20 protein-coding genes and 1 pseudogene are annotated in these 18,076 nt (G+C 73.2%); 9 read left to right on the top strand and 12 right to left on the bottom strand.

What is annotated here, in order from left to right; translation table 11 throughout:
* Nucleotides 1–222: 222 nt before the first annotated feature.
* The 3 genes from ACFYZQ_RS05825 (at nt 223) to ACFYZQ_RS05815 (ending at nt 2,732) form a co-directional block, all read left to right on the top strand.
* The gene (locus ACFYZQ_RS05825) at nt 223–600 is read left to right on the top strand and encodes a hypothetical protein (RefSeq protein WP_389142057.1); all 378 of its coding nucleotides are present in this window, start codon (nt 223–225) and stop codon (nt 598–600) included.
* A gap of 267 nt (nt 601–867) precedes the next feature.
* On the top strand, nt 868–1,899 hold the full coding sequence (locus ACFYZQ_RS05820) for a hypothetical protein (RefSeq protein ID WP_389142055.1): 1,032 nt from the start codon (nt 868–870) through the stop codon (nt 1,897–1,899).
* A 170-nt stretch (nt 1,900–2,069) separates the two neighbouring features.
* Nucleotides 2,070–2,732, top strand: a complete 663-nt coding sequence (locus tag ACFYZQ_RS05815) for a DUF4230 domain-containing protein (RefSeq protein ID WP_389142053.1) — start codon at nt 2,070–2,072, stop codon at nt 2,730–2,732.
* Between the two features lie 26 nt (nt 2,733–2,758).
* Here the strand turns inward: ACFYZQ_RS05815 and ACFYZQ_RS05810 are convergent, their stop codons facing one another.
* The 6 genes from ACFYZQ_RS05810 to ACFYZQ_RS05785 are packed head-to-tail and all read right to left on the bottom strand — an operon-like array spanning nt 2,759 to nt 6,516.
* On the bottom strand, nt 2,759–4,528 hold the full coding sequence (locus ACFYZQ_RS05810) for a complex I subunit 5 family protein (protein WP_389142051.1): 1,770 nt from the start codon (nt 4,526–4,528) through the stop codon (nt 2,759–2,761).
* A complete protein-coding gene (locus ACFYZQ_RS05805) occupies nt 4,528–4,878 on the bottom strand; it encodes a sodium:proton antiporter (protein ID WP_389143191.1) in 351 nt (116 codons plus the stop codon). The genes ACFYZQ_RS05810 and ACFYZQ_RS05805 overlap by 1 nt, the downstream gene beginning before the upstream one ends.
* 16 nt (nt 4,879–4,894) lie before the next feature.
* On the bottom strand, nt 4,895–5,635 hold the full coding sequence (locus ACFYZQ_RS05800; protein WP_389142049.1) for an MnhB domain-containing protein: 741 nt from the start codon (nt 5,633–5,635) through the stop codon (nt 4,895–4,897).
* Nucleotides 5,632–5,892 (bottom strand): Na(+)/H(+) antiporter subunit B, encoded by a 261-nt coding sequence (locus tag ACFYZQ_RS05795; RefSeq protein WP_389142047.1) that lies wholly within the window; start codon nt 5,890–5,892, stop codon nt 5,632–5,634. Before ACFYZQ_RS05795 ends, ACFYZQ_RS05800 begins: the two co-directional genes overlap by 4 nt.
* A complete protein-coding gene (locus ACFYZQ_RS05790; RefSeq protein WP_389142045.1) occupies nt 5,885–6,337 on the bottom strand; it encodes an MrpF/PhaF family protein in 453 nt (150 codons plus the stop codon). The genes ACFYZQ_RS05795 and ACFYZQ_RS05790 overlap by 8 nt, the downstream gene beginning before the upstream one ends.
* Nucleotides 6,334–6,516 (bottom strand): hypothetical protein, encoded by a 183-nt coding sequence (locus tag ACFYZQ_RS05785; protein ID WP_389142043.1) that lies wholly within the window; start codon nt 6,514–6,516, stop codon nt 6,334–6,336. The genes ACFYZQ_RS05790 and ACFYZQ_RS05785 overlap by 4 nt, the downstream gene beginning before the upstream one ends.
* Nucleotides 6,517–6,768: 252 nt before the next feature.
* Here ACFYZQ_RS05785 and ACFYZQ_RS05780 point away from each other — a divergent pair, with 252 nt between their 5' ends.
* Nucleotides 6,769–7,341, top strand: a complete 573-nt coding sequence (locus ACFYZQ_RS05780) for a VanZ family protein (protein WP_389142041.1) — start codon at nt 6,769–6,771, stop codon at nt 7,339–7,341.
* A 58-nt stretch (nt 7,342–7,399) separates the two neighbouring features.
* Here the strand turns inward: ACFYZQ_RS05780 and ACFYZQ_RS05775 are convergent, their stop codons facing one another.
* From ACFYZQ_RS05775 to ACFYZQ_RS05760, 4 genes and pseudogenes are all read right to left on the bottom strand, one after another.
* Entirely contained in the window at nt 7,400–7,645 is a 246-nt protein-coding gene (locus ACFYZQ_RS05775; RefSeq protein WP_389142039.1) for a hypothetical protein, read from the bottom strand.
* A 10-nt stretch (nt 7,646–7,655) separates the two neighbouring features.
* A complete protein-coding gene (locus ACFYZQ_RS05770) occupies nt 7,656–7,796 on the bottom strand; it encodes a hypothetical protein (RefSeq protein ID WP_389143257.1) in 141 nt (46 codons plus the stop codon).
* A 238-nt stretch (nt 7,797–8,034) separates the two neighbouring features.
* A pseudogene (locus tag ACFYZQ_RS05765) lies at nt 8,035–8,274 on the bottom strand (hypothetical protein); the annotation flags it as partial.
* Entirely contained in the window at nt 8,162–8,971 is an 810-nt protein-coding gene (locus ACFYZQ_RS05760; RefSeq protein ID WP_389142037.1) for an SDR family oxidoreductase, read from the bottom strand. The pseudogene ACFYZQ_RS05765 and the gene ACFYZQ_RS05760, both read right to left, overlap by 113 nt.
* Nucleotides 8,972–9,118: 147 nt before the next feature.
* Here ACFYZQ_RS05760 and ACFYZQ_RS05755 point away from each other — a divergent pair, with 147 nt between their 5' ends.
* From ACFYZQ_RS05755 to ACFYZQ_RS05735, 5 genes are all read left to right on the top strand, one after another.
* A complete protein-coding gene (locus tag ACFYZQ_RS05755) occupies nt 9,119–10,156 on the top strand; it encodes a PHP domain-containing protein (protein ID WP_389142035.1) in 1,038 nt (345 codons plus the stop codon).
* Nucleotides 10,157–10,203: 47 nt separating this feature from the next.
* Nucleotides 10,204–10,869, top strand: coding sequence for an HAD family hydrolase (locus ACFYZQ_RS05750; RefSeq protein ID WP_389142033.1), 666 nt, complete (start codon nt 10,204–10,206; stop codon nt 10,867–10,869).
* 59 nt (nt 10,870–10,928) lie between these two features.
* Entirely contained in the window at nt 10,929–12,140 is a 1,212-nt protein-coding gene (locus tag ACFYZQ_RS05745; RefSeq protein ID WP_389142031.1) for an aromatic acid exporter family protein, read from the top strand.
* A 304-nt stretch (nt 12,141–12,444) separates the two neighbouring features.
* Nucleotides 12,445–13,476, top strand: coding sequence for an SDR family oxidoreductase (locus ACFYZQ_RS05740; protein WP_389142029.1), 1,032 nt, complete (start codon nt 12,445–12,447; stop codon nt 13,474–13,476).
* A 63-nt stretch (nt 13,477–13,539) separates the two neighbouring features.
* Nucleotides 13,540–13,779, top strand: coding sequence for a hypothetical protein (locus tag ACFYZQ_RS05735; RefSeq protein ID WP_389142027.1), 240 nt, complete (start codon nt 13,540–13,542; stop codon nt 13,777–13,779).
* A gap of 10 nt (nt 13,780–13,789) precedes the next feature.
* Here the strand turns inward: ACFYZQ_RS05735 and ACFYZQ_RS05730 are convergent, their stop codons facing one another.
* Both ACFYZQ_RS05730 and ACFYZQ_RS05725 read right to left on the bottom strand, forming a co-directional pair.
* Nucleotides 13,790–14,776, bottom strand: coding sequence for a phosphotransferase family protein (locus ACFYZQ_RS05730; protein WP_389142025.1), 987 nt, complete (start codon nt 14,774–14,776; stop codon nt 13,790–13,792).
* Nucleotides 14,777–14,801: 25 nt separating this feature from the next.
* On the bottom strand, nt 14,802–17,969 hold the full coding sequence (locus ACFYZQ_RS05725) for a cytochrome P450 (RefSeq protein WP_389142023.1): 3,168 nt from the start codon (nt 17,967–17,969) through the stop codon (nt 14,802–14,804).
* Nucleotides 17,970–18,076 lie beyond the last annotated feature (107 nt).

Below are 18,076 nucleotides of genomic sequence, written 5' to 3'. Positions count from 1 at the left end.
TCACCACGGCGCGGATGCCTGGAGACGTCTCTTTTCGGGGGCGGCGGCTCCGAAGCGGTAGGCAACCTCGGCACAGGCGTGGTCGTCCTCCAGGGGTGGCGGTTGTTGCCTCAGGGCCGCGAGGCACGAGGCCATGGCCGTCGCACCGGCTGAAGCGGCCGGCCGTCCGGCAACGCACCCACCAGCCACCCGTCCACTGGGACACCCGTTCTTGGAGGTTCGATGAAGTCCGTCGTCCGTAAGGTCTCACGCTTCGCGGGGGTGAGCGTGGCGGTTGCGGCCATGTCCCTTACCGGCGCAGCCGCAGCCCACGCAGAACCCCCCACCCAAGGCTGCCCGTACCCGTACGTCTGCTTCTACGTCGACGGCAACGCCTTGAACGCGGGCACTCCGATGTCGAAGTACCGGGACGTCACCAGCGGCTATCAAGCGGTGACGCCTCGGCCGCACTACGGGGTCCTCAACACGCGGAATGACGACGTGGTCTATCTGCGGCTCCAGAGCGGCGGCTCGATCTGCCTCGAGCCCAACAGCCAAACGGTGTTCGCCGATTCCTACAAGGTCAACGGGATTAAGATCTCCAGTAGCTCCACGTGCTGAATCCGCCGGGACGGCGGCAGCCGGCCCGTCTGGATCGTGACCACTGACCCGACAGGCGGCAGTTGTTTCATCGGCGGCGCGTCACTCACCTGTCGACGACGCTCCGCCGGTCTGCCGGAACCGGCCCTCACCTGAGCACCAGCAGCATCGTCAGGCTCCGGCAGAGACCTGCCCATGCCGGCACGGAGACCGCTGCGCGCCGGCATGGCTCTTCACGAAACGGGGGCGCCGCAGAATCGCGGCCGACGGCTGTCTAGGGTCGCGTGCATGCCGAGGACCACACCGCAGCGCCCGCTTGATGTCGAGGCGCTCTTCCCGGAATTGGCGACCTACCGGGGCACCACCACCCGGCTCCACCCACGCCCCGGCGTACCGGAGGCGGCGGACAGTTCCGTGGGCGGTCCGCTGCTGTGGCCGACGAACGAACCCTGGCCGGTGTGCACCGAGTCCCACAGCCACGCGCGTGGCCGGCGCCCGGCGGACATCCACCGGCATCGGCAGATCCTGGCTTCCGCGTGGCTCCGTGAACCGAATCCCGGCCCCACGGACGAAGAACGGCGGCTGCTGGAGCAACTACGCCGGACACACCGCGTGTCAGAGGCCGCTGCAGCCGACCCACTGCCATTGATCGGCCTGGCGCAGCTCTACAGGAGGGACATCCCCGACCTGGCGAACGGGCCGGACGACTGCGATCTCCTCCAGGTGTTCTGGTGCCCCTTCGACGCCCACGGCCCGACCGGCCACGGCATGCTGCTCGACCTGCGCTGGCGCCGGTCGTGGGAAGTCACCGAGGTGCAGACCTCACCGCCACGGCCGCAGGTCGTCGGCTTCGAGGGGTACGTGCCCGAACAGTGCGTGCTGGACCCGGAACAGGTGGTCACCTACCCGTTCGCCGGCCTCCTCCCGGAGGAACTGTGCGCTCGGATCGACGACTGGGAAGAAGCACTGGAGGAGGCGGCCGAGCAGTCGGAGGGCGACTGCGCCGCCGCGCCGGTGGGCTACCAGTACGACCTGTCCATCCCACCGGGCTGGCGCGTCGGCGGCTTCGCCTCCTGGCACGCCACCGACCCGTGCCCCATGAACTGCCGGACCTGTGCGACACCGATGCACCTGCTGCTGACCATCGACAGCACGGAATGGGACGGCGGCAGCGGCAGCTGGAAGCCGCTGCAAGAACAGGACCTGCCTACCCACCGGTCCACCAGGCCGACCGAGGTCACCGTCGGCCGCTGGGGCGAACTCAACATTTTCGCCTGCCCCGAGGAACCCAGCCACCCGCACCGCTGGAGCATCCAATAGCTCACTCGGTCATGACCAGTGCGGGCCGTCGTCTCTCGGGTTCCGGAGACAGTCCCTGGTCCCGGACGAAGAGACCGCCGTGGCCGCACTCGCGACCGGCGCCGCCCCAACGCGCCGGTCTGTTACGGCCCTTGGTGGGCATGCGGACTGTAGGAAGGAGGACCGTCACCATGACGACTTCCCTCACGCGCCTGCCCAGGCGCATGCCCGGCTGGGCCAAGGTGGTGACCGCGTTCGTGCTGGTGCTCGTGGTGCTGTTCGCCGGGATCCGGCTGGCCGTGCTGCCGGGCATCAAGGACCTGTTCGGCACCGAGACGCACGACCGTTCCGGCCCGGCGCTGCTGAAGTCCATCCAGGACATGAGCCGTTACGACGCCGCTTCCGGCAACTTCCAGGTCGTCGTGGACCTGGAGAAGGACGCCAAGTACCTGCCCGACGCGATCCGCGGCACCCGCACCCTGTACGTCGGCGCGGGCACCGTGGACGCCTACGTCGACCTCGGCCAGGTCGGCAAGGACGACGTGACGGTCAACGGCGACCGCACGTCGGCCACGCTCCGGCTGCCGCACGCGCGGCTCGGCAAGCCGGCACTCGACGCCGACCACTCGTACGCCGTGTCCAAGCAGCGCGGTCTGCTGGACCGGCTCGGCGACCTCTTCTCGGACAACCCCAACAGCGAACACGCCGTGCAGGAGCTCGCGGTGAAGCACATCGGCGCGGCGGCCAAGGACAGCGGGCTGACCACGCGCGCCGAGACCAACACCACGGACATGCTGCAGGGCCTGCTCGGCTCCCTCGGCTTCAAGGAGGTGCACGTGACGTACGGGACCTGATGCGGCCCACCGGGCCTGCCCGCGCCTCAGCCGCCCAGCACGCCCGGCAGGGCGAGCGCCCCGAGCAGGGTGGTGCCCAGCAGCAACCAGGCCACGTAGTCGCCGACGTGGCCCGACTGCAGCCGGCGCAGCGGCCGGACCCAGCCCGGGGCGGCGGCCGGGCCCGGGCGGGCGACGGCCCGCGCGGCGAGTCCCACGGCCAGCAGCGTGGACAGCAGGCCCAGCAGGATGCCGGCAGGGGTCCACTCCACGGCGGCCGCGGCACCGCCCGACCCGGCCTCGTTGGCGGCCCGGGCGACGGCGTCGGCGAAACCGGGGACCAGGCCGACGGCGACGGCCGCGGCGAGCAGCACCGCCGGAACCGCGGTCATCGTGTCCGGGACCCGGCGGAGCCTGCCGCGGGTCTCGGGCCGTTCCTCGGCGCCGGTGGTCTCGTCCTCGGCGGCGTCCTCGGGACGGGGTCCGAGGCCCAGGAAGACCCGGGCGGCGACCCGCAGTACGGCGCCGGCGGTCACCGCGGAGGCGGCGACGTACAGCACGGTGAGCGGGCCTCCCACGGCCTCCTCGGTGACCGACTTGCCGAGCGCCGTGCCGAACGGCGGCAGCCCGGCCAGGCCCAGCGCGCCGAGGGTGAACAGCACGCCGACCGTGCGCAGCCGCCGGGCCCGACCGTGCAGGGCGTGTTCGTCGACGCTGCCGTACCGGTCCAGGAGGATGCCCGCGCAGGCGAACAGCGCGGCTTTCACCCCCGCGTGCCCGAGGACGTACAGCGCGACCCCGTCGTCGGCCTCGGGGGTGAGCGTGCCGACGCCGACGAGGAAGAGCCCGGTGTGGGCGATGGTGGAGTAGGCCAGCATCCGCTTGATGTGCCGCTGGTACCAGCACATCGCGGCGCCGACGGCCGCCGTCACCGCGCCGAGCACCACCAGCGCCCGTTCCACGTCGGCGGACGGGATCCCGCCCGGCCCGGAGAACACCGTGCCGTAGACCCGCCACGCGCCGAAGACGCCGAGTTCGACCATGACACCGGACAGCAGCATGCACACGGGGGTAGGCGCCACGGCGTGCGCGTCCGGGAGCCAGAAGTGGAAGGGCGCGGTGGCGGCCTTGACCAGCAGCCCGGTCATGACCAGCACGAAGGCGGCGAGGACGAGCGCGTCGGGCCGTCCGTGCGTGGCCGCGGTGTCGAGGCCGCGCCCGATCTTCGTCATGCCCAGCTCGCCGGTGCGGGCGTACAGCAGGCCGATGCCCATCAGCATGGCGTACGCGCCGAGGGAGTTGATGACGCCGAAGGTGACCGCACCCTGCACGGCCTTCGGGTCGTCGATCCGGTAGCCGGTCAGCGCGTAGGCGACGACACTCATCAGCTCGAAGAACACGAACGCGTTGAACAGGTCGCCCGCGATCGCGAAACCGCACATGCCGCCCTGGAAGAGCAGCATCAGGGCGGGGAAGGAACCGGCGTGCCGGCGCGGGGGTTCGTCGAAGTAGTGCCAGGAGTACACCAGCGCCGCCAGCGTCAGCAGGGAGACGAGCACTGCCATGCCCAGCCCCGGCCCGTCCCCGGTGAGCACGATACCGACGCTCTCGCCGCCCACGGGCACCCAGCCTCCCGCCCATTCGACCAGCGGCGGGGAGGAGTTCAGCAGCAGGACGACCGCGAGCACGGCGGTGCCGCCGGAGACCGCGCAGCCGGCGGCCTCGGCCACGACGCGGGGCAGGCGGCGGCCGGTCGCGATGAGCAGCGCGGCACCGAGCAGCGGTACGGCGACAAGCAGCGGCAGCAGGTGGTGCATCAGCCGCGCAGCTCCCTGAGTTCGTCGGGGTCGACGGTGCCGTGCCGCTTGGCGATCTGGATGACGAGCGCGAGCAGCAGCGCGGTGACGGTGGCGCCGACGACGACGTCGGTGAGGGCGAGGGCCTGCACCACGGGGTCGACTACGGGCCGCGACCCGGGCTCGATGTCGGAGAACACCGGGGCCGTGCCGCCGCTGCGGTAGCCGACGGCCAGCAGCAGGACGTAGGTGGCGGCCTGGCACACCGACAGACAGCCCACGGCGTGGATCAGGTTGCGGCTGGTGGCCAGGCCGTAGCAGCCGGTCAGGAAGACCCATGCGGCGACCAGGTACGGAAGGACGTGCAGCACGGTGGTCACAGTGGTCTCAACTCCCGCTCTCCCCTTCGATCTCGACGGCCTGGTCCAGGAAATTGGCGAGCAGCACGACCACCGCGCAGGCGACCTCCATGCCGATGGCCGCGTTCAGCAGGGGGATGATGCCGCCGGACGAGAGTGTGTTGAACGTGCCGTACGGCAGCAGCGTGTTGGCCAGGAACGCGGTCCCGGCGAGCAGGCCGGCGATGCCGAGCACCAGGTAGGCGGAGGCCGCGAGGGAATCACCGACCTCGAACAGGGCGACCGGGCGGACGCGTTCCAGGGCGCGGTAGTCGGCGCCGAGGTACAGCAGGTGCAGGGCGGTCGCGGCGACCACGCCGCCCTGGAAGCCACCGCCGGGGCTGAGCTGGCCGTGGGCGATCACGTAGAGGCCGGTGAGCAGGGCGACGGGGAGCACGACCAAGGCGTAGCGGCGTACCGGCAGCGCCACCTCGGCGGGTTCCGGCCGGGCCCGGTGCTCGTCGCGGGTCTGCCGGAGCAGGATCACACAGCCGAGCACCGCGGCGAACAGGATGGTCATCTCACCGAGGGTGTCGTAGGCGCGCTGGTCGAAGTTGACGGAGGCGATCGTGTTGGCGGTGTGCCGGGCGAGGGCGGCGTGCACGGCCCGCTCCCCGTAGGGGTGCCGCCGGCCGCCGAAGGACGGCAGGTCGAGGCAAGCGGCGACGAGGAGGGCGGCGAGGCCCGCGCCGCCCACGGCGAGCAGCCACAGCCGGGCTCGCGGGGTCACCGGTCACCGCCCTTGGCCCGTGGCCGGCGCTTGACCTTGCGCACCGACAGCATCACCAGCAGCGGGGTCAGCGCGGAGCCGACGGCCAGCTGGGACAGGCCTACGTCGGGGGCCTGGAGCACGGTGAACAGCACGGCGAGCAGCACGCCGAGAGCGGACAGCACCAGGGCCTGGCGGGCCGGGTCACGGGTGACCACGGCCGCGGGCGCGGCCGCGGCCACCAGCAGCAGGGCGACGACGATCACCACATCAGCCATGGCGCACTCCCCGTACTCCACCGGACAGCGCCCGGGAGGCCACCAGGTTGCCGCCGACCAGCAGGGCGCCGACGACGAGGAGCTTGACCATCGCGCGGCTCGGTCCGGTGGCCGCGCACAGGACGAGCACGACGACCGCGCCGAGACCCGCGGCGGCCCAGGTCGGTCCCCAGGCCCGCGGCCGGTCGTCCTCCAGTTCGTCACTGAGCAGCCGGGCGAAGACGAGGGTGCCGACGGGGCCGAGCAGCGCCAGCAGCAGGGCCAGGTCGACGTACGAGGGGCGTCCGTAGCCCTGGGAGAGGAGCAGCAGGGCGGGGCAGACCGCCGAGGTGATCAGGTTCTGGGCCATGACACGGCGCCGCAGCGGGCCGGTGGCCACGCCCCACAGGGCCGCGCCCGCTCCCCCGGCGAGCAGGACCGCCGCCGCCAGGATCCAGCCGTTCACCGCCAGTTCACCGCCCGTCGCGCGGCCCGGGCGGCGAGCGCCGTGACGGCCGCCGCGGTCGCGCCGACCACCCACTCCAGGGTGTCCACGGTGCTGATCAGCACCAGCCACAGCAGGGTGAGCGCGGCCCACCACACAAGCCACTCGCCGACGGCGAGGAGGGCCGTACGCCGGTTCACACACACCTCCTCGGGCCTGAGGGAAGCCGGTTTCACGGCGTTGCATCCGTTTGGCCGGTTTCGCCCGCTTCGGGCATCCAAGCACCGCCCGAGCCGGAGCGAGCGGCGGCGCGCGGGCCTGTGCCCCCAGTGCCCCGGGAGGGCGTCCGGAAACCGAGGGGGGAACCGGCCCGGATCGCGTCGGGCGGCATTCCGCGTCGCTTCGCGGGTAACCGCGCTACCACGCGCGGAGGTTGAAGACTGGAGGATCGGATGAGCATCACTGCCGCACGCCTGCGCAGCCTCAGGGGCGGCCGCGCCGCAAGAACCGGCCGTACCACCAAGGCCGGCCGCGCCGACCGGAAGGCGCCGCCGGACAGGGCCGGGCACCATGTTCTGCCGCTCCCCGTGCGACTGCTGGCCATGCTGGTGGCCTTCGCCTTCATGGTGGCGTTCGCGGTCGTGCTGGCACGGCTCACGCTTCAGCCGTCCCCGGCATCGGTGTCCCTCACGCACACCAACCTGCACCCGGGCCGCTCCCTGAGGGCCTATCTGGACCAGCCACAACTGCACGACGCCGTCAAGCAGATCGGCGGGAACCTGGTGCTGGGCATCCCGTTCGGGGTGCTGCTGCCGATCCTGGTGCCCCGGGTGCGCGGCATCCTCAGGGTCCTGCTGGTCACCGCGATCGTGATGCTGCTGGTGGAGACCGCTCAGGGCCTGCTGGTGACCGGACGTGCCTTCGACGTGGACGACGTCATCCTCAACACCGCCGGGGCCCTGGTGGGTTACCTGCTGCTGGGGCGCCGGCTCGGCCGTGTGCACGCGCGCGTGCGGAAGCAGTGACCGCCGGGGTGGGCGGCGCCGGCCGGCTGTGTCCGGGCCGGGCCCCCGGGGCCATGCCCTAGTGGGGCGCCCAGGTGAACTTGTCGCCGCCCACCCAGCGCACCTGGTCCGGGTCATCCAGGTCGTGGACCGTGATGCCGTACGCGGCGGCGGCTTCCAGGACGTCGGTGACGGCCCTCGCCTCACCCACCACTTGACCGTCGATCTCCACGATGCGGAAGGGCGGCCTGCCCGGCTTCCCCGGCATCACCGCGTGCACCAGGATCCGCGGGTGGGACATGTAGGGAGCTGCTTGTTCGGTCATGTGATCCAGCCTAGGACGGGAGCCGCCCCGGCGGCCGTCCGCGACCGCCGTCGAGCGGTTGCAGGACGGCCGCCTCGGCCGCTCCCTGGGTGGCGGGGCACCCGAACGTCCCGTGTTCCCCCAGCCGGGTGAGCTCGGGGGCGATCGTCACCCCCCTCCTCGAACAGTTCGAAGACCCGGGGGTCGATGTAGGAGGCCCTGGCACACGGCGGGAGTGTTGCGCAGGTAGCGGCTGATCTCCCGCACGGCACGGGCGGTCTGCCGGCGGCCCTGCCGTCCCAGTGGACGAGCAGCCGTTCCCCGCCGCGCACCGCCCTTGGCCGGACAGCTGAAGGTGACCACGGGCAGATCCACACGTCCCGCCAGGCCGGCGGGATGCTCAGGGCCCGGATCCGGGCGCGCTGCGGGGGATCGGTGAGGGGCCGGCCCTTCTCGTCCCGGTAGCCGAAGCCCCGGCCGCGGCGGACCCGGCTGAGACCGGGCCGGACGCAGGAGCCGGTGCGCAGCCGCAGGGGCTCAGGGACGCCGCCAGTCGTCGCTCGTGAGGTGGGATCCGGCCATCGGGCCCATCCGGAGCATGCCGCCGTCGACGGCCCAGGAGGCGCCGGTGACGTAGGAGGAGTCCTCACTGGCCAGGAAAGCGATGACGTTCGCGACCTCCCGGGCGTCGCCCGGCCGCCCTAGCGGCACACCGGGGCGGCTCTCGGTGTGCGGGTCCGTGTCCTCCTGCCCGGTCATGGGCGTGGCGATCTCGCCGGGCGCGACGGCGTTGACGGTGATGCCGTACTCGGCGAGTTCCAGCGCCATGACCTGGGTGAGCAGGCCGAGTCCGCCCTTGGCCGCGCAGTACGGGGCCGCGCCCACGCGGGGCTGGTGTTCGTGGACGGAGGTCACGTTGACGATCCGGCCGCCGTCGCCCTGCCGGATCATGTGCCGGGCCGCGTGCTGCCCGCACAGGAAGGGGCCGAGCAGGTCGACGTCGATGACCTCGCGCACCTTGTCCGGTTCCAGGTCGACGAAGGGCGTCGAGGTGCCCGTACCGGCGTTGTTGACCAGGATGTCGAGTCGGCCGAGCCGGTCGCACAGCTCGTCGACCGCGCCCGCGGCGGCGGGCAGCCGGGTGAGGTCCATCTGCGTCACGACGGCCCGCCGCCCCATGGCGCGCACCTCCTCGGCGGTCTCCTCGGCGCCCTTGAGGTCGCTGTGCCAGGTGATCCCGATGTCCACGCCCTGCCGGGCCAGGCGGACGGCGGCGGCGCGGCCGATACCGGAGTCGGCGCCGGTGATCACGGCCACCGGGGAGCGCGGTGCGGCGGGAGCGGACATGACAGGCCTCCTCCTCCATGGGCGGACGGAGCATCGCAGTACCCGGGAGCGCAGCCGGCAAACGGGCAGGACGTCGTGCGGCCACCGCGCCGCCGGGGAACCCTGAAGGGGCACCCCGGTGCTGTGACCGGGGCGATCGGAGGTGGAATGGACCCCGTCGAGGCACTGGAGCGGATCGCCTTCCTGCTGGAACGGTCGATGGCGCCGACCTACCGGGTACGTGCCTTCCGTACGGCCGCCCGGGTGCTCGCCGGGTTGCCCGCCGAGGAGGTCGCGCAGCGTGCGTCCGCGGGCACCCTGGAGTCCCTCAAGGGCGTCGGCCCCAAGACCGCGCAAGTCGTGCGCGAGGCGCTGACCGGGCAGGTGCCGGGCTATCTGCAGCGGCTTCAGAGCGAGACGGGCGGCCCGCTCGCGCACGGCGGCGAGCGGCTTCGGGCGCGCCTGCGCGGCGACTGCCATCTGCACTCCGACTGGTCCGACGGCGGCAGCCCGATCGACGAGATGGGCCGTACGGCGGCCGGGCTCGGCCACGAGTGGGCGGTCCTCACGGACCACTCGCCCCGGCTGACGGTCGCACGCGGCCTGTCGCCCGAGCGGCTGCGCCGGCAGCTGGGGGTGGTGGCGGAGCTGAACGAGACGTGGGCCCCGTTCCGGCTGCTGACCGGCATCGAGTGCGACATCCTCGAGGACGGCTCACTCGACCAGGAGCCGGAGCTGCTCGACCGGCTGGACGTGGTGGTGGTGTCGGTGCACTCCAAGCTGCGCATGGACGCCCGGTCGATGACCCGCCGCATGGTGGCCGCCGTCCGCGACCCCCGCTCCGACATCCTCGGTCACTGCACCGGCCGGCTGGTGAGCGGGCGGGGACGGCCGGAGTCGGAGTTCGACGCGGAGGAGGTGTTCGCCGCCTGCGCCGAGACCGGCACCGCCCTGGAGATCAACTCCCGTCCGGAGCGGCTGGACCCGCCGCGGCGGCTGCTGCGACAGGCTGTCGAGGCGGGCGTGCTGTTCTCCGTCGACACCGACGCGCACGCGCCCGGCCAGCTGGACTGGCAGATCCACGGTTGCGCGCGGGCGGAGGAGTGCGGGGTGCCGCCCGAGCGGGTGGTGACCACCTGGTCCATGGACGAGCTGCTGGCCTGGACGAGGGAACGGCGCACGCCGTCCGGCGTGACGGGCGTCTGACGTGGTACCCGTGCCACGTCAGAGCGAGCAGAGAGAAAGGCCCCCGGATGGACCGAGCCCGTGCCGCCGTGTTCGACGTCGACGGAACGCTCGTCGACACCAACCACCTGCACGCCGTCACCTGGTGGGAGGCCTTCCGGCAAGCGGGCCACCGGGTGCCCATGCATGCCGTCCACCGGGCCGTCGGACTCAGCTCCGCCGACCTGATCGCCCGTCTGCTCGGCGACGACCGCGACAAGGACCGGGACGGTGAGCTCAGCGCCGCTCACAAGGCGCTGTACGGACAGTACTTCGACCGCCTGCCCGCGCTCCGGGACGCCGGGGACCTGCTCAGGCGTCTGCACCGGGACGGCTGGGCGGTGGTCCTGGCCACCTCGGCCAGCGGCGCCGAGCTGGGCGCGCTGCGCCGGGCGATCGACGCGGACGACGCCATCACCGCCACCGCGAGCGCCGACGACGTGGAGCAGGGCAAGCCCGCCCCGGAACCGGTCGAGCACGCCCTGGAGCTGGCCGGGATTCCCGCCGAGCGGGCGGTGTTCGTCGGCGACACCGTGTGGGACATGCGGGCCGGCAGCCGGGCCGGGGTGCGCTGCGTGGGCGTCCTGTGCGGCGGTATTCCCCGCGGCGATCTGGTGGAGGCCGGCGCGGAGGCGGTCTACGACGACCCCGCGCACCTGCTGGCGTCCCTCGGCGACAGCCCGCTGGCTCCATGACCTGGGATTCGTGCACTTCAGCCACTTGACGAAACGCGATCTTGGGATACCCGCACAACATGACGAGCGTGACATGGATACCACGACAGGCACTGTCCCGGGGTGCGTCGGGCGTCGGCAGGTCCATCCGGGCCGCCTGGCGGGGGCCGGGCCGGGAGCGGGACCTGGTGGTGCAGTCGCTCAAGGCCGCCGGGGCCGCGCTGCTGGCCTGGTACGTGGCGAGCGACTGGCTGAGCGACCCGATGGCCATGATGGCACCCTGGGTCGCGCTGCTCATGGTGCAGGCCACGGTGTACAGCTCGCTGCGGCAGGCGGCGCAGCAGCTCGCGGCGATCTGCATCGGCACACTGCTCGGCACGGCGGCGCAGGCGGTCGCCGGGAACACGCTGGGCGCGCTCGCCATTTCCCTGCCGGTGCTCATGCTGCTGGCGAACTGGTCGCGCTTCGGCAACCAGGGCATCTACGGGGCGACCACGGCGGTGTTCACCCTGGCCTCCGGCAGCGTCACGGCGGCCTCGGCCGGGCACCGGGTGGGCGAGTCCGCGCTGGGCGCGGTGATCGGGGTGGCGGTCAACGCGTTCGTGGTGCCGCCGATCCATCTGCGGGACGTGCGGGAGAACCTCGCGACGCTGGCCCGGCAGGTGGGTGATGTGCTGTGCACCGTCGCCGAAGGTCTCAGGCGCGGGGACTGGGACGCCGACACCGCGGCCGAGTGGTCGCACGCCTCGTCCCGGCTCGAACACTGTCTGGATGCGCTGCGCTCGGCCCGCGGTTGGAGCCGGGAGAGCCTGCGGCTGACCAACCGTGTGCTGCGCGCCTTTCGCCGGGCCCCCTCGGACGTGCCGCCGGAGGACGAGGACGAGCGCTGGAGCCGGGTCACCGGTCACGTCCGCGCCCTGACCCGGACGCTCGCGGTCTCCGCCGACGACGGCCGTACGGCCACGCCTCCGGACCCGGCGCTGCTGAAGCCGTACGCGGAACTGCTGGAGCTGATCGCCCGGTCGTGCCACAAGGAGAGCGACCGTCTGCTGGGCGGGCGGCCCGGCGGGGACGGCGGCGCCCGCTGCGGCGGGGACCCCGGCGACGGACAGGACGACGACGACCGCGCCGAGGAGGCGCGACTGGAGCTGCGCCGGCAACTGCAGGAGGGTCTGCGTGAGCACGAGGGATGGGAGGCGCCGCGGGCGGCGGTCCTGGGCACGATGCTGCTGCAGGCCGAGAACCTGTGGGCGGAGACCGCTCCCCGCTCCACCGACGACTCCGGACAGTGACGCACATCACCGCACAGGACGGTACACATCGGAACAACCACCGGTGGTTGTCCGTTGAACCCGACGTGGGTGCGGATGGGACAGTGTCCCCGGGCCTCACCTTTTGCCCACAGGGACGATCGTTCGGCTGAAGCCCTGTGGAGCCTTTCGCCGAGAGGCGACCGCCATCCGCGCCCACCACCTTGCTGCCCCGACCGGTCTTCCCCCGTCCGGTCGGGGCTTTCCCATGTCCGCTTCGCGCGTGCGCACCGGGCGAGCCGGGTACTCGGGCCGTCCGGCCGTCAGCCGCCGAGAGGAGCCGAGGGTGAGCAGCGCAACGGGTAGCAGGGTCGTGGTGACGGGCGCCACCGGCAACGTGGGTACGAGCGTGGTGCGCCTGCTGGCGCAGGATCCGGAGGTCGAGTGGGTGCGGGGTCTGGCCCGCCGGACGCCCGAGTGGATGCCCCCGAAGACCGAGTGGTCCCGCGTCGACGTGGGATCGGAACAGGCCGATCTCGCCGAGCGGTTCGCGGGGGCCGACGCCGTCGTCCACCTGGCGTGGGCGTTCCAGCCGACACACGACCCGGCGAAGACCTGGCGGACCAACGTGCTCGGCAGCATCAGGGTGTTCGAGGCGGTGGCCGCGGCGCGGGTGCCGGTGCTGGTGCACGCCTCGTCGGTCGGCGCCTACTCACCTGGCCCCAAGGATCAGACGGTGGACGAGTCGTGGCCGACCCACGGCTGGCCGGACGCCGCGTACTGCCGCGAGAAGGCGTACCTGGAGCGGACGCTGGACATCTTCGAGCGCGACCATCCCGACGTGCGGGTGGTGCGCATGCGGCCGGCCTTCCTCTTCAAGCGTCAGTCGGCGAGCGAGCAGCGCCGGATCTTCGGTGGCCGCTTCCTGCCGGGCCCGCTGGCCCGTCCCGAACTGCTGCCGTTCCTCCCGGACGTGCCCGGGCTGCGGGTGCAGGCGCTGCACACCGACGACGCGGCGAGGGCGTATCAGCTGGCGCTGCGCTCGCCGGACGCGCGCGGCGCCTTCAACCTGGCGGCCGATCCGCCGGTCGACGCGGATCTGCTGGGCGGGATGCTCGGCACCCGTCCGGTGCGGCTGCCCCGTACGGCGGCCCGGTCCGCGGTCGCCGCCGCCTGGGGGCTGCACCTGCTGCCCGCCTCACCGCATCTGTTCGACGCGGTGCTGCGGCTGCCCCTGATGGACTGCACGCGCGCGCACTCCGAACTCGGCTGGCGGCCGGAGCACACCGCGACGGACGTGCTGCAGGAGTTCCTGGGCGGGCTGCAGCAGGGCGCGGGGGCGGACACCGAACCGCTGCGGGGCCGCAAGATCGGCTGAGGTTTCGCAGGTCATAGGGCTGGTACTCACCTACGTCCGACAACAACCCGAGGGGAGAAGGCAGTGGCCGACAACCGCCGGCACGGCCCCGGGGAGGGCACCGCGCCCGTCCCGCGGGACCTTCCGGACCAGCAGGCACAACCCGGTGAGGACCCGTGGGAAGCGGCCGCGGGTCAGGGACGCGACGACAGCGCCGGGAAGGACCTTCCCGACACCGACGAAGCCGGGACGGGACGGCAGGACGCGCCGCGCCCGGCACCGGAGCAGACGGACAACCCCGTGCCGGACGAGCCCTCGGCCTGAGCCGGAGGGGTCAGCGGGCCCGGGAGGGCGGTGCCGCCTCCTCGATCTCGTCGAGGGCGGCGACGAGCTGCGGGGCCACCGTCTCCTGGACCCAGCGCTCCTTGTCCGCCCCCACCGCCCGCGGGATGGTCTCGGTGAGCATGATCAGGTAGAGGTAGGCGCGGTAGAGGGCGAGCCGGAGCCGGGACGGGCCGTCCAGCCCGGCCACTCCCCCGGCGGCGCGGTAGCCCGCGAGGAACGCCTCGTCCCGGCTGATGTCGCCGAGCAGGGCGAGGGAGACGAAGTCGGCCACGGGGTCGCCCCAGAACATCCGCTCACCGTCGATGAGGCCGCCGATGCGCACGCCGCCGGCCGAACGGTCCAGCAGGATGTTGCCCGGCCACAGGTCGAAGTGGACGGGGCGCGGGACGACGACCTCCTCCAGCGCGGGGTACGCGGCGCGCGCGGTGCGGGCCACCGCGTCGACCGGGCGGGGCAGCCGGGCCGCGTAGTCACGGGCGTCGTCGAGGATCGCCTCGAACATCGCGGTGAACGCGGTCCGCCAGTCCCGGGCGAGCGGTCCGAGGGCACCGGACGGATAGCCGAAGCCCGGCCCGTGCAGCCGGTGCAGCCGGGCGACCTGGCGGCCCAGCTCCGTGCGCAGCTCGACGCGTTCGGCCTCGGTCACCGACGTGTCCCAGGGTTCGCCCGGGCAGAGGGTCATCAGCAGATGGGGTTCGCCCGTGTCGCCCGCGAGGGCCACCACGCGCGGCGCCGGAACCCCGGCCTCGGCGGCGACCCGGCAGAACTCCGCCTCGGCGACCAGCAGCCGCGCCTCGTGGCGCAGACCTGGGGCGGTGGGCGGGACCTTCAGCACGTACCGGCTGCCGTCGGTGAGCCGGAGCTCCTCCACGGTGTTGTAGGTGCCGCCGCTCAGCGGGCGCACGTCGGCCAGCAGGCCGGGCGGTATCCGGCAGTCCTCCAGAACGCGCCGGGCCCTTTCCCAGGAGTCCGCCATCGTGCGCCCACCCCTCCCCTTCGGGTCAGCCGGCCGTGTACACGTCCTCGATGTAACGGCCGTGCTCCATCAGCCTGTCGAGCCACTGCTCGGCCGCCGCCGCGTCGGCGCCGGGCGTGCGGTCCCGGTACAGGGTACGGAACGCCTCACGCACTCCTGGTGCCATGCGTGCGCCGTCGCCGCAGACGTACACCCGGGCGCCGGCGTCCAGCAGCCGCCACACCTCGTCGGCCTCCGCGGCGATGCGGTGCTGGACGAACATCACCCCGTCCTCGGGCGCCGCGCTGAAGGCCGGGCGCAGCGAGACGGCCCCGGCGGTCTCGGCGGCGCGCAGCTCGTCCGCGTGGAGGAAGTCGGCGTCGGGGGCGTCGCAGCCGAAGTAGCAGACGGCGGGCGGGAGTTCGGCACCGGCGGCGAGTGCGGCGGTGCGGTCGGCGATGGCGCCCCGGAACGGGGCGAGACCGGTGCCCGCCGCGATCATGACGATCGGCGCGCTGTCGTCGATCCGGAACGCCTCCCGGCAGGGCTGGACCCGGGCGAGCACCGTGTCGCCGGGCCGGAGCGCGGCGAGGTGGCCGGAGCCGGTGCCCCGGTAGACGCCCTTGCCGGAGCGTGCGGGCGCCTGGAGGAGGGAGACCATCAGCTCCGCGTGGCCGGGGTCGACGGCGGGCGAGGAGGAGATGGAGTAGTGCCGGGGGCGCAACGGCGTGAGCACGTCGAGGAGCCGGCCCCAGTCCAGGACGCCGCTCAGGGCCGGGTGGTCCTCGATCACCTCGACGAGGGTGCGCGGGTCGTCGCTCAGGGCGGCGAGGGCGGCCCGCTCGGGCGGGCAGGGGTTGGCCGCGGCGAGCGCGGACAGCTGCGCCGGGGTCGGGCGCTCCTGTAGCTCCACGTGGTGCGTGAGCAGTTGGCGCACGGTCAGCGGCCGGTCCACCGGGAGGCCGTCGCGGCGCGGTCGGGCGGCCCGGACGTCCAGGACGGTGTCGAGGTCGGCGCCCAGTGCCGCGGCGGCGCGCGCCACGAGGCCGGGGTCGTTGGCGGGCAGGACGGTGAGGTGGTCGGCCGTGCGGTAGGTGACGCCCTCGGGCAGGGCGACGCGCAGGAAGCGCTTGGTGCGGGGGTACCCCGGGGCGGTGAGGTCGCGGGTCTCGGTGACCGTCATGGGGACGAGCCCGTGCCGCTCGGCGAGCGCGTCCAGCGGGCCGCCGGTCAGGGTGCGGACCTCGTACGCCGTGGTGGGCTCGGCCTGGGCGGAGGCGGTGGCGTCGGGGTCGCCGTACCGCTCCAGGAGGGCGGTGCGCAGCCGGGCGGTGAATTCACGGACCGCGCCGGTCAGGTCACCGGACGCGTCGGCGGCGGCGCGGTCGGTGAGCCGGGCGGCGCCGAGTTCGGCGAGGCGGGCGTCGACGCGGGTCGGGACCTGCTGGTAGGTGGCGGCCCAGTTGCGGTCGCCGACGCCGAGGACGGCGTACGTCACTCCGGTCAGGTCCGGGGTCTCGTCGAGCCAGGCGGTGAAGGCGGTGGCGTCATCGGTGGGGCGGCCGTTGTAGGAGGCGGCGGTGATGACGACCGGGCGGTCGGTGGGCAGGCCGCCGGCGTAGGCGTCCAGCGGCGCGGTGTCGGTCTCGCAGCCGAGGGCGGCGGCCTCGTCGGCGAGTCGGCCGGCGAAGTCGCGGCAGGTGCCGTAGTTGCTGCCGTGCAGGAACAGGGCGCCGGTGCCGGGACGGACCCGGGCCGGGAGGGCGGCCGTGTCGGTGGCCTCGGGGGTCCGGGCGGGGGTGGCGCCCGGCAGCGGGGCGTGCTCGCGGTCGGCGGGGGTGCGCGGGGTCAGGGTGAGGGTGAAGCCCTCGGGCTTGAGGGTGAGGGTCTCCTTCACGGTGAGCGCATAGTCGGCGTGGTCGTGCAGCCGATAGCGGTGGACGAGCATCGCCAGCAGCATCGTCGCCTCGTGCAGCGCGAACTGCCGCCCGATGCAGGCGCGTTCACCGGTGCCGAACGGCTTGTAGGCGTGCACGGGCCGGGCCGCCTCCGCTTCGGCGGTGAACCGGTCGGGGTCGAACAGCTCGGGGTTGTCACCCCAGACGGGCTGCCGGTGCAGCATCGGGGCGAGCACGGTGACGGCCTGTCCGGCACGCAGCGGGACCCGGCCGCCGAGCAGCGTGTCCTGAAGGGCGTGCCGGCTGAAGGCGGCAGCCGTCGGCCACAGCCGCAGCGCCTCGCCCAGGACCTGGCGGGTGTAGGTGAGCCTGCCGACCTCCTCGTACGTCGGCTCGGGGTCGGCGTCGTCGCCCCACAGGGCGTCGGCCTCGCGCTGGACGAGTCGGAGCGCGGTGGGGTGCTTGGCCAGGTGGTACAGAGCGAAGGACATCGCGCCGGAGGTCGTCTCATGTCCGGCGATCAGGAAGGTGATGACCTGGTTGCGGATGTTGGCGGTGTCCAGCCTGCCGCCGTCGGCGGGGTGTTCGGCGGTGAGCATCAGCCCGAGGAGGTCGTCGGCGGCGCTCTGGTCGGTGCCGGCCCGGGAGGCGATGACGTCGTCGACGACCCGGGCGAGATAGTCGGCGTCGGTCCGGAAGGCCGCGTCGGCCGCCGAGTAGTCGCCGCCCGGGGTGCGGGCGAGGCGGGTCATGCTCCACTCCAGGCAGCGGACCATCGACTCGACGAAGGGGTGCGGTTCGCGGCGCTCGAAAGAGCCGAAGTCGTAGCCGAATCCGGCGAGGCCGATGGTGTCGAGGGTCATGCGGGTCATGTCGTCGGGGACGTCGACCGCCTGCCCGTCCCGGGCCGCCCGGTCCCAGGCGGCGATGAGCCGCCGGGCCACCTTCAGCATGACCGGATGGTAGGTGCGCATCGACCCGAGCGCGAAGGCGGGCATCAGGATGTCGTGCGCCCGGGCCCAGTTGGGCTCGTCGTTGTACGCGGTGAACAGTCCGTCGGCGGTGAACTCCCGCACGTTCTCCAGGGCCGGGCCGACGTGCTTGGCGAACCGCTCCTCGTCGGCGAGGTCGGCCACCAGGGCGGCGTCGGCGACGAACAGCGTGTCCCGGCCGTGCAGCCGCCGCACCAGTGCCGGTCCGTGCTCCCGCATGAGCCGCATGACCTGCTGGATCGGTGTGCGGCCGGGACCGGTGGCGGTGATGTCGACGACGGGGAGGACGTCTGCGGGGGTGGGGTGCGGCGCGGTGGGGGGCATGACGCGACAAGTGCCTTTCGCGGTACGGCTGGTACTGCGCACCAGCGTGCTCGAACCGCGCCCCCCGGCCGTACCACGGCACTACACGATCGTGCAGGGGAAAGTCC

This window comes from Streptomyces sp. NPDC001843 (assembly GCF_042891955.1).
GTDB lineage: Bacteria > Actinomycetota > Actinomycetes > Streptomycetales > Streptomycetaceae > Streptomyces.
This window is presented reverse-complemented; position numbering and strand designations above follow the sequence as displayed.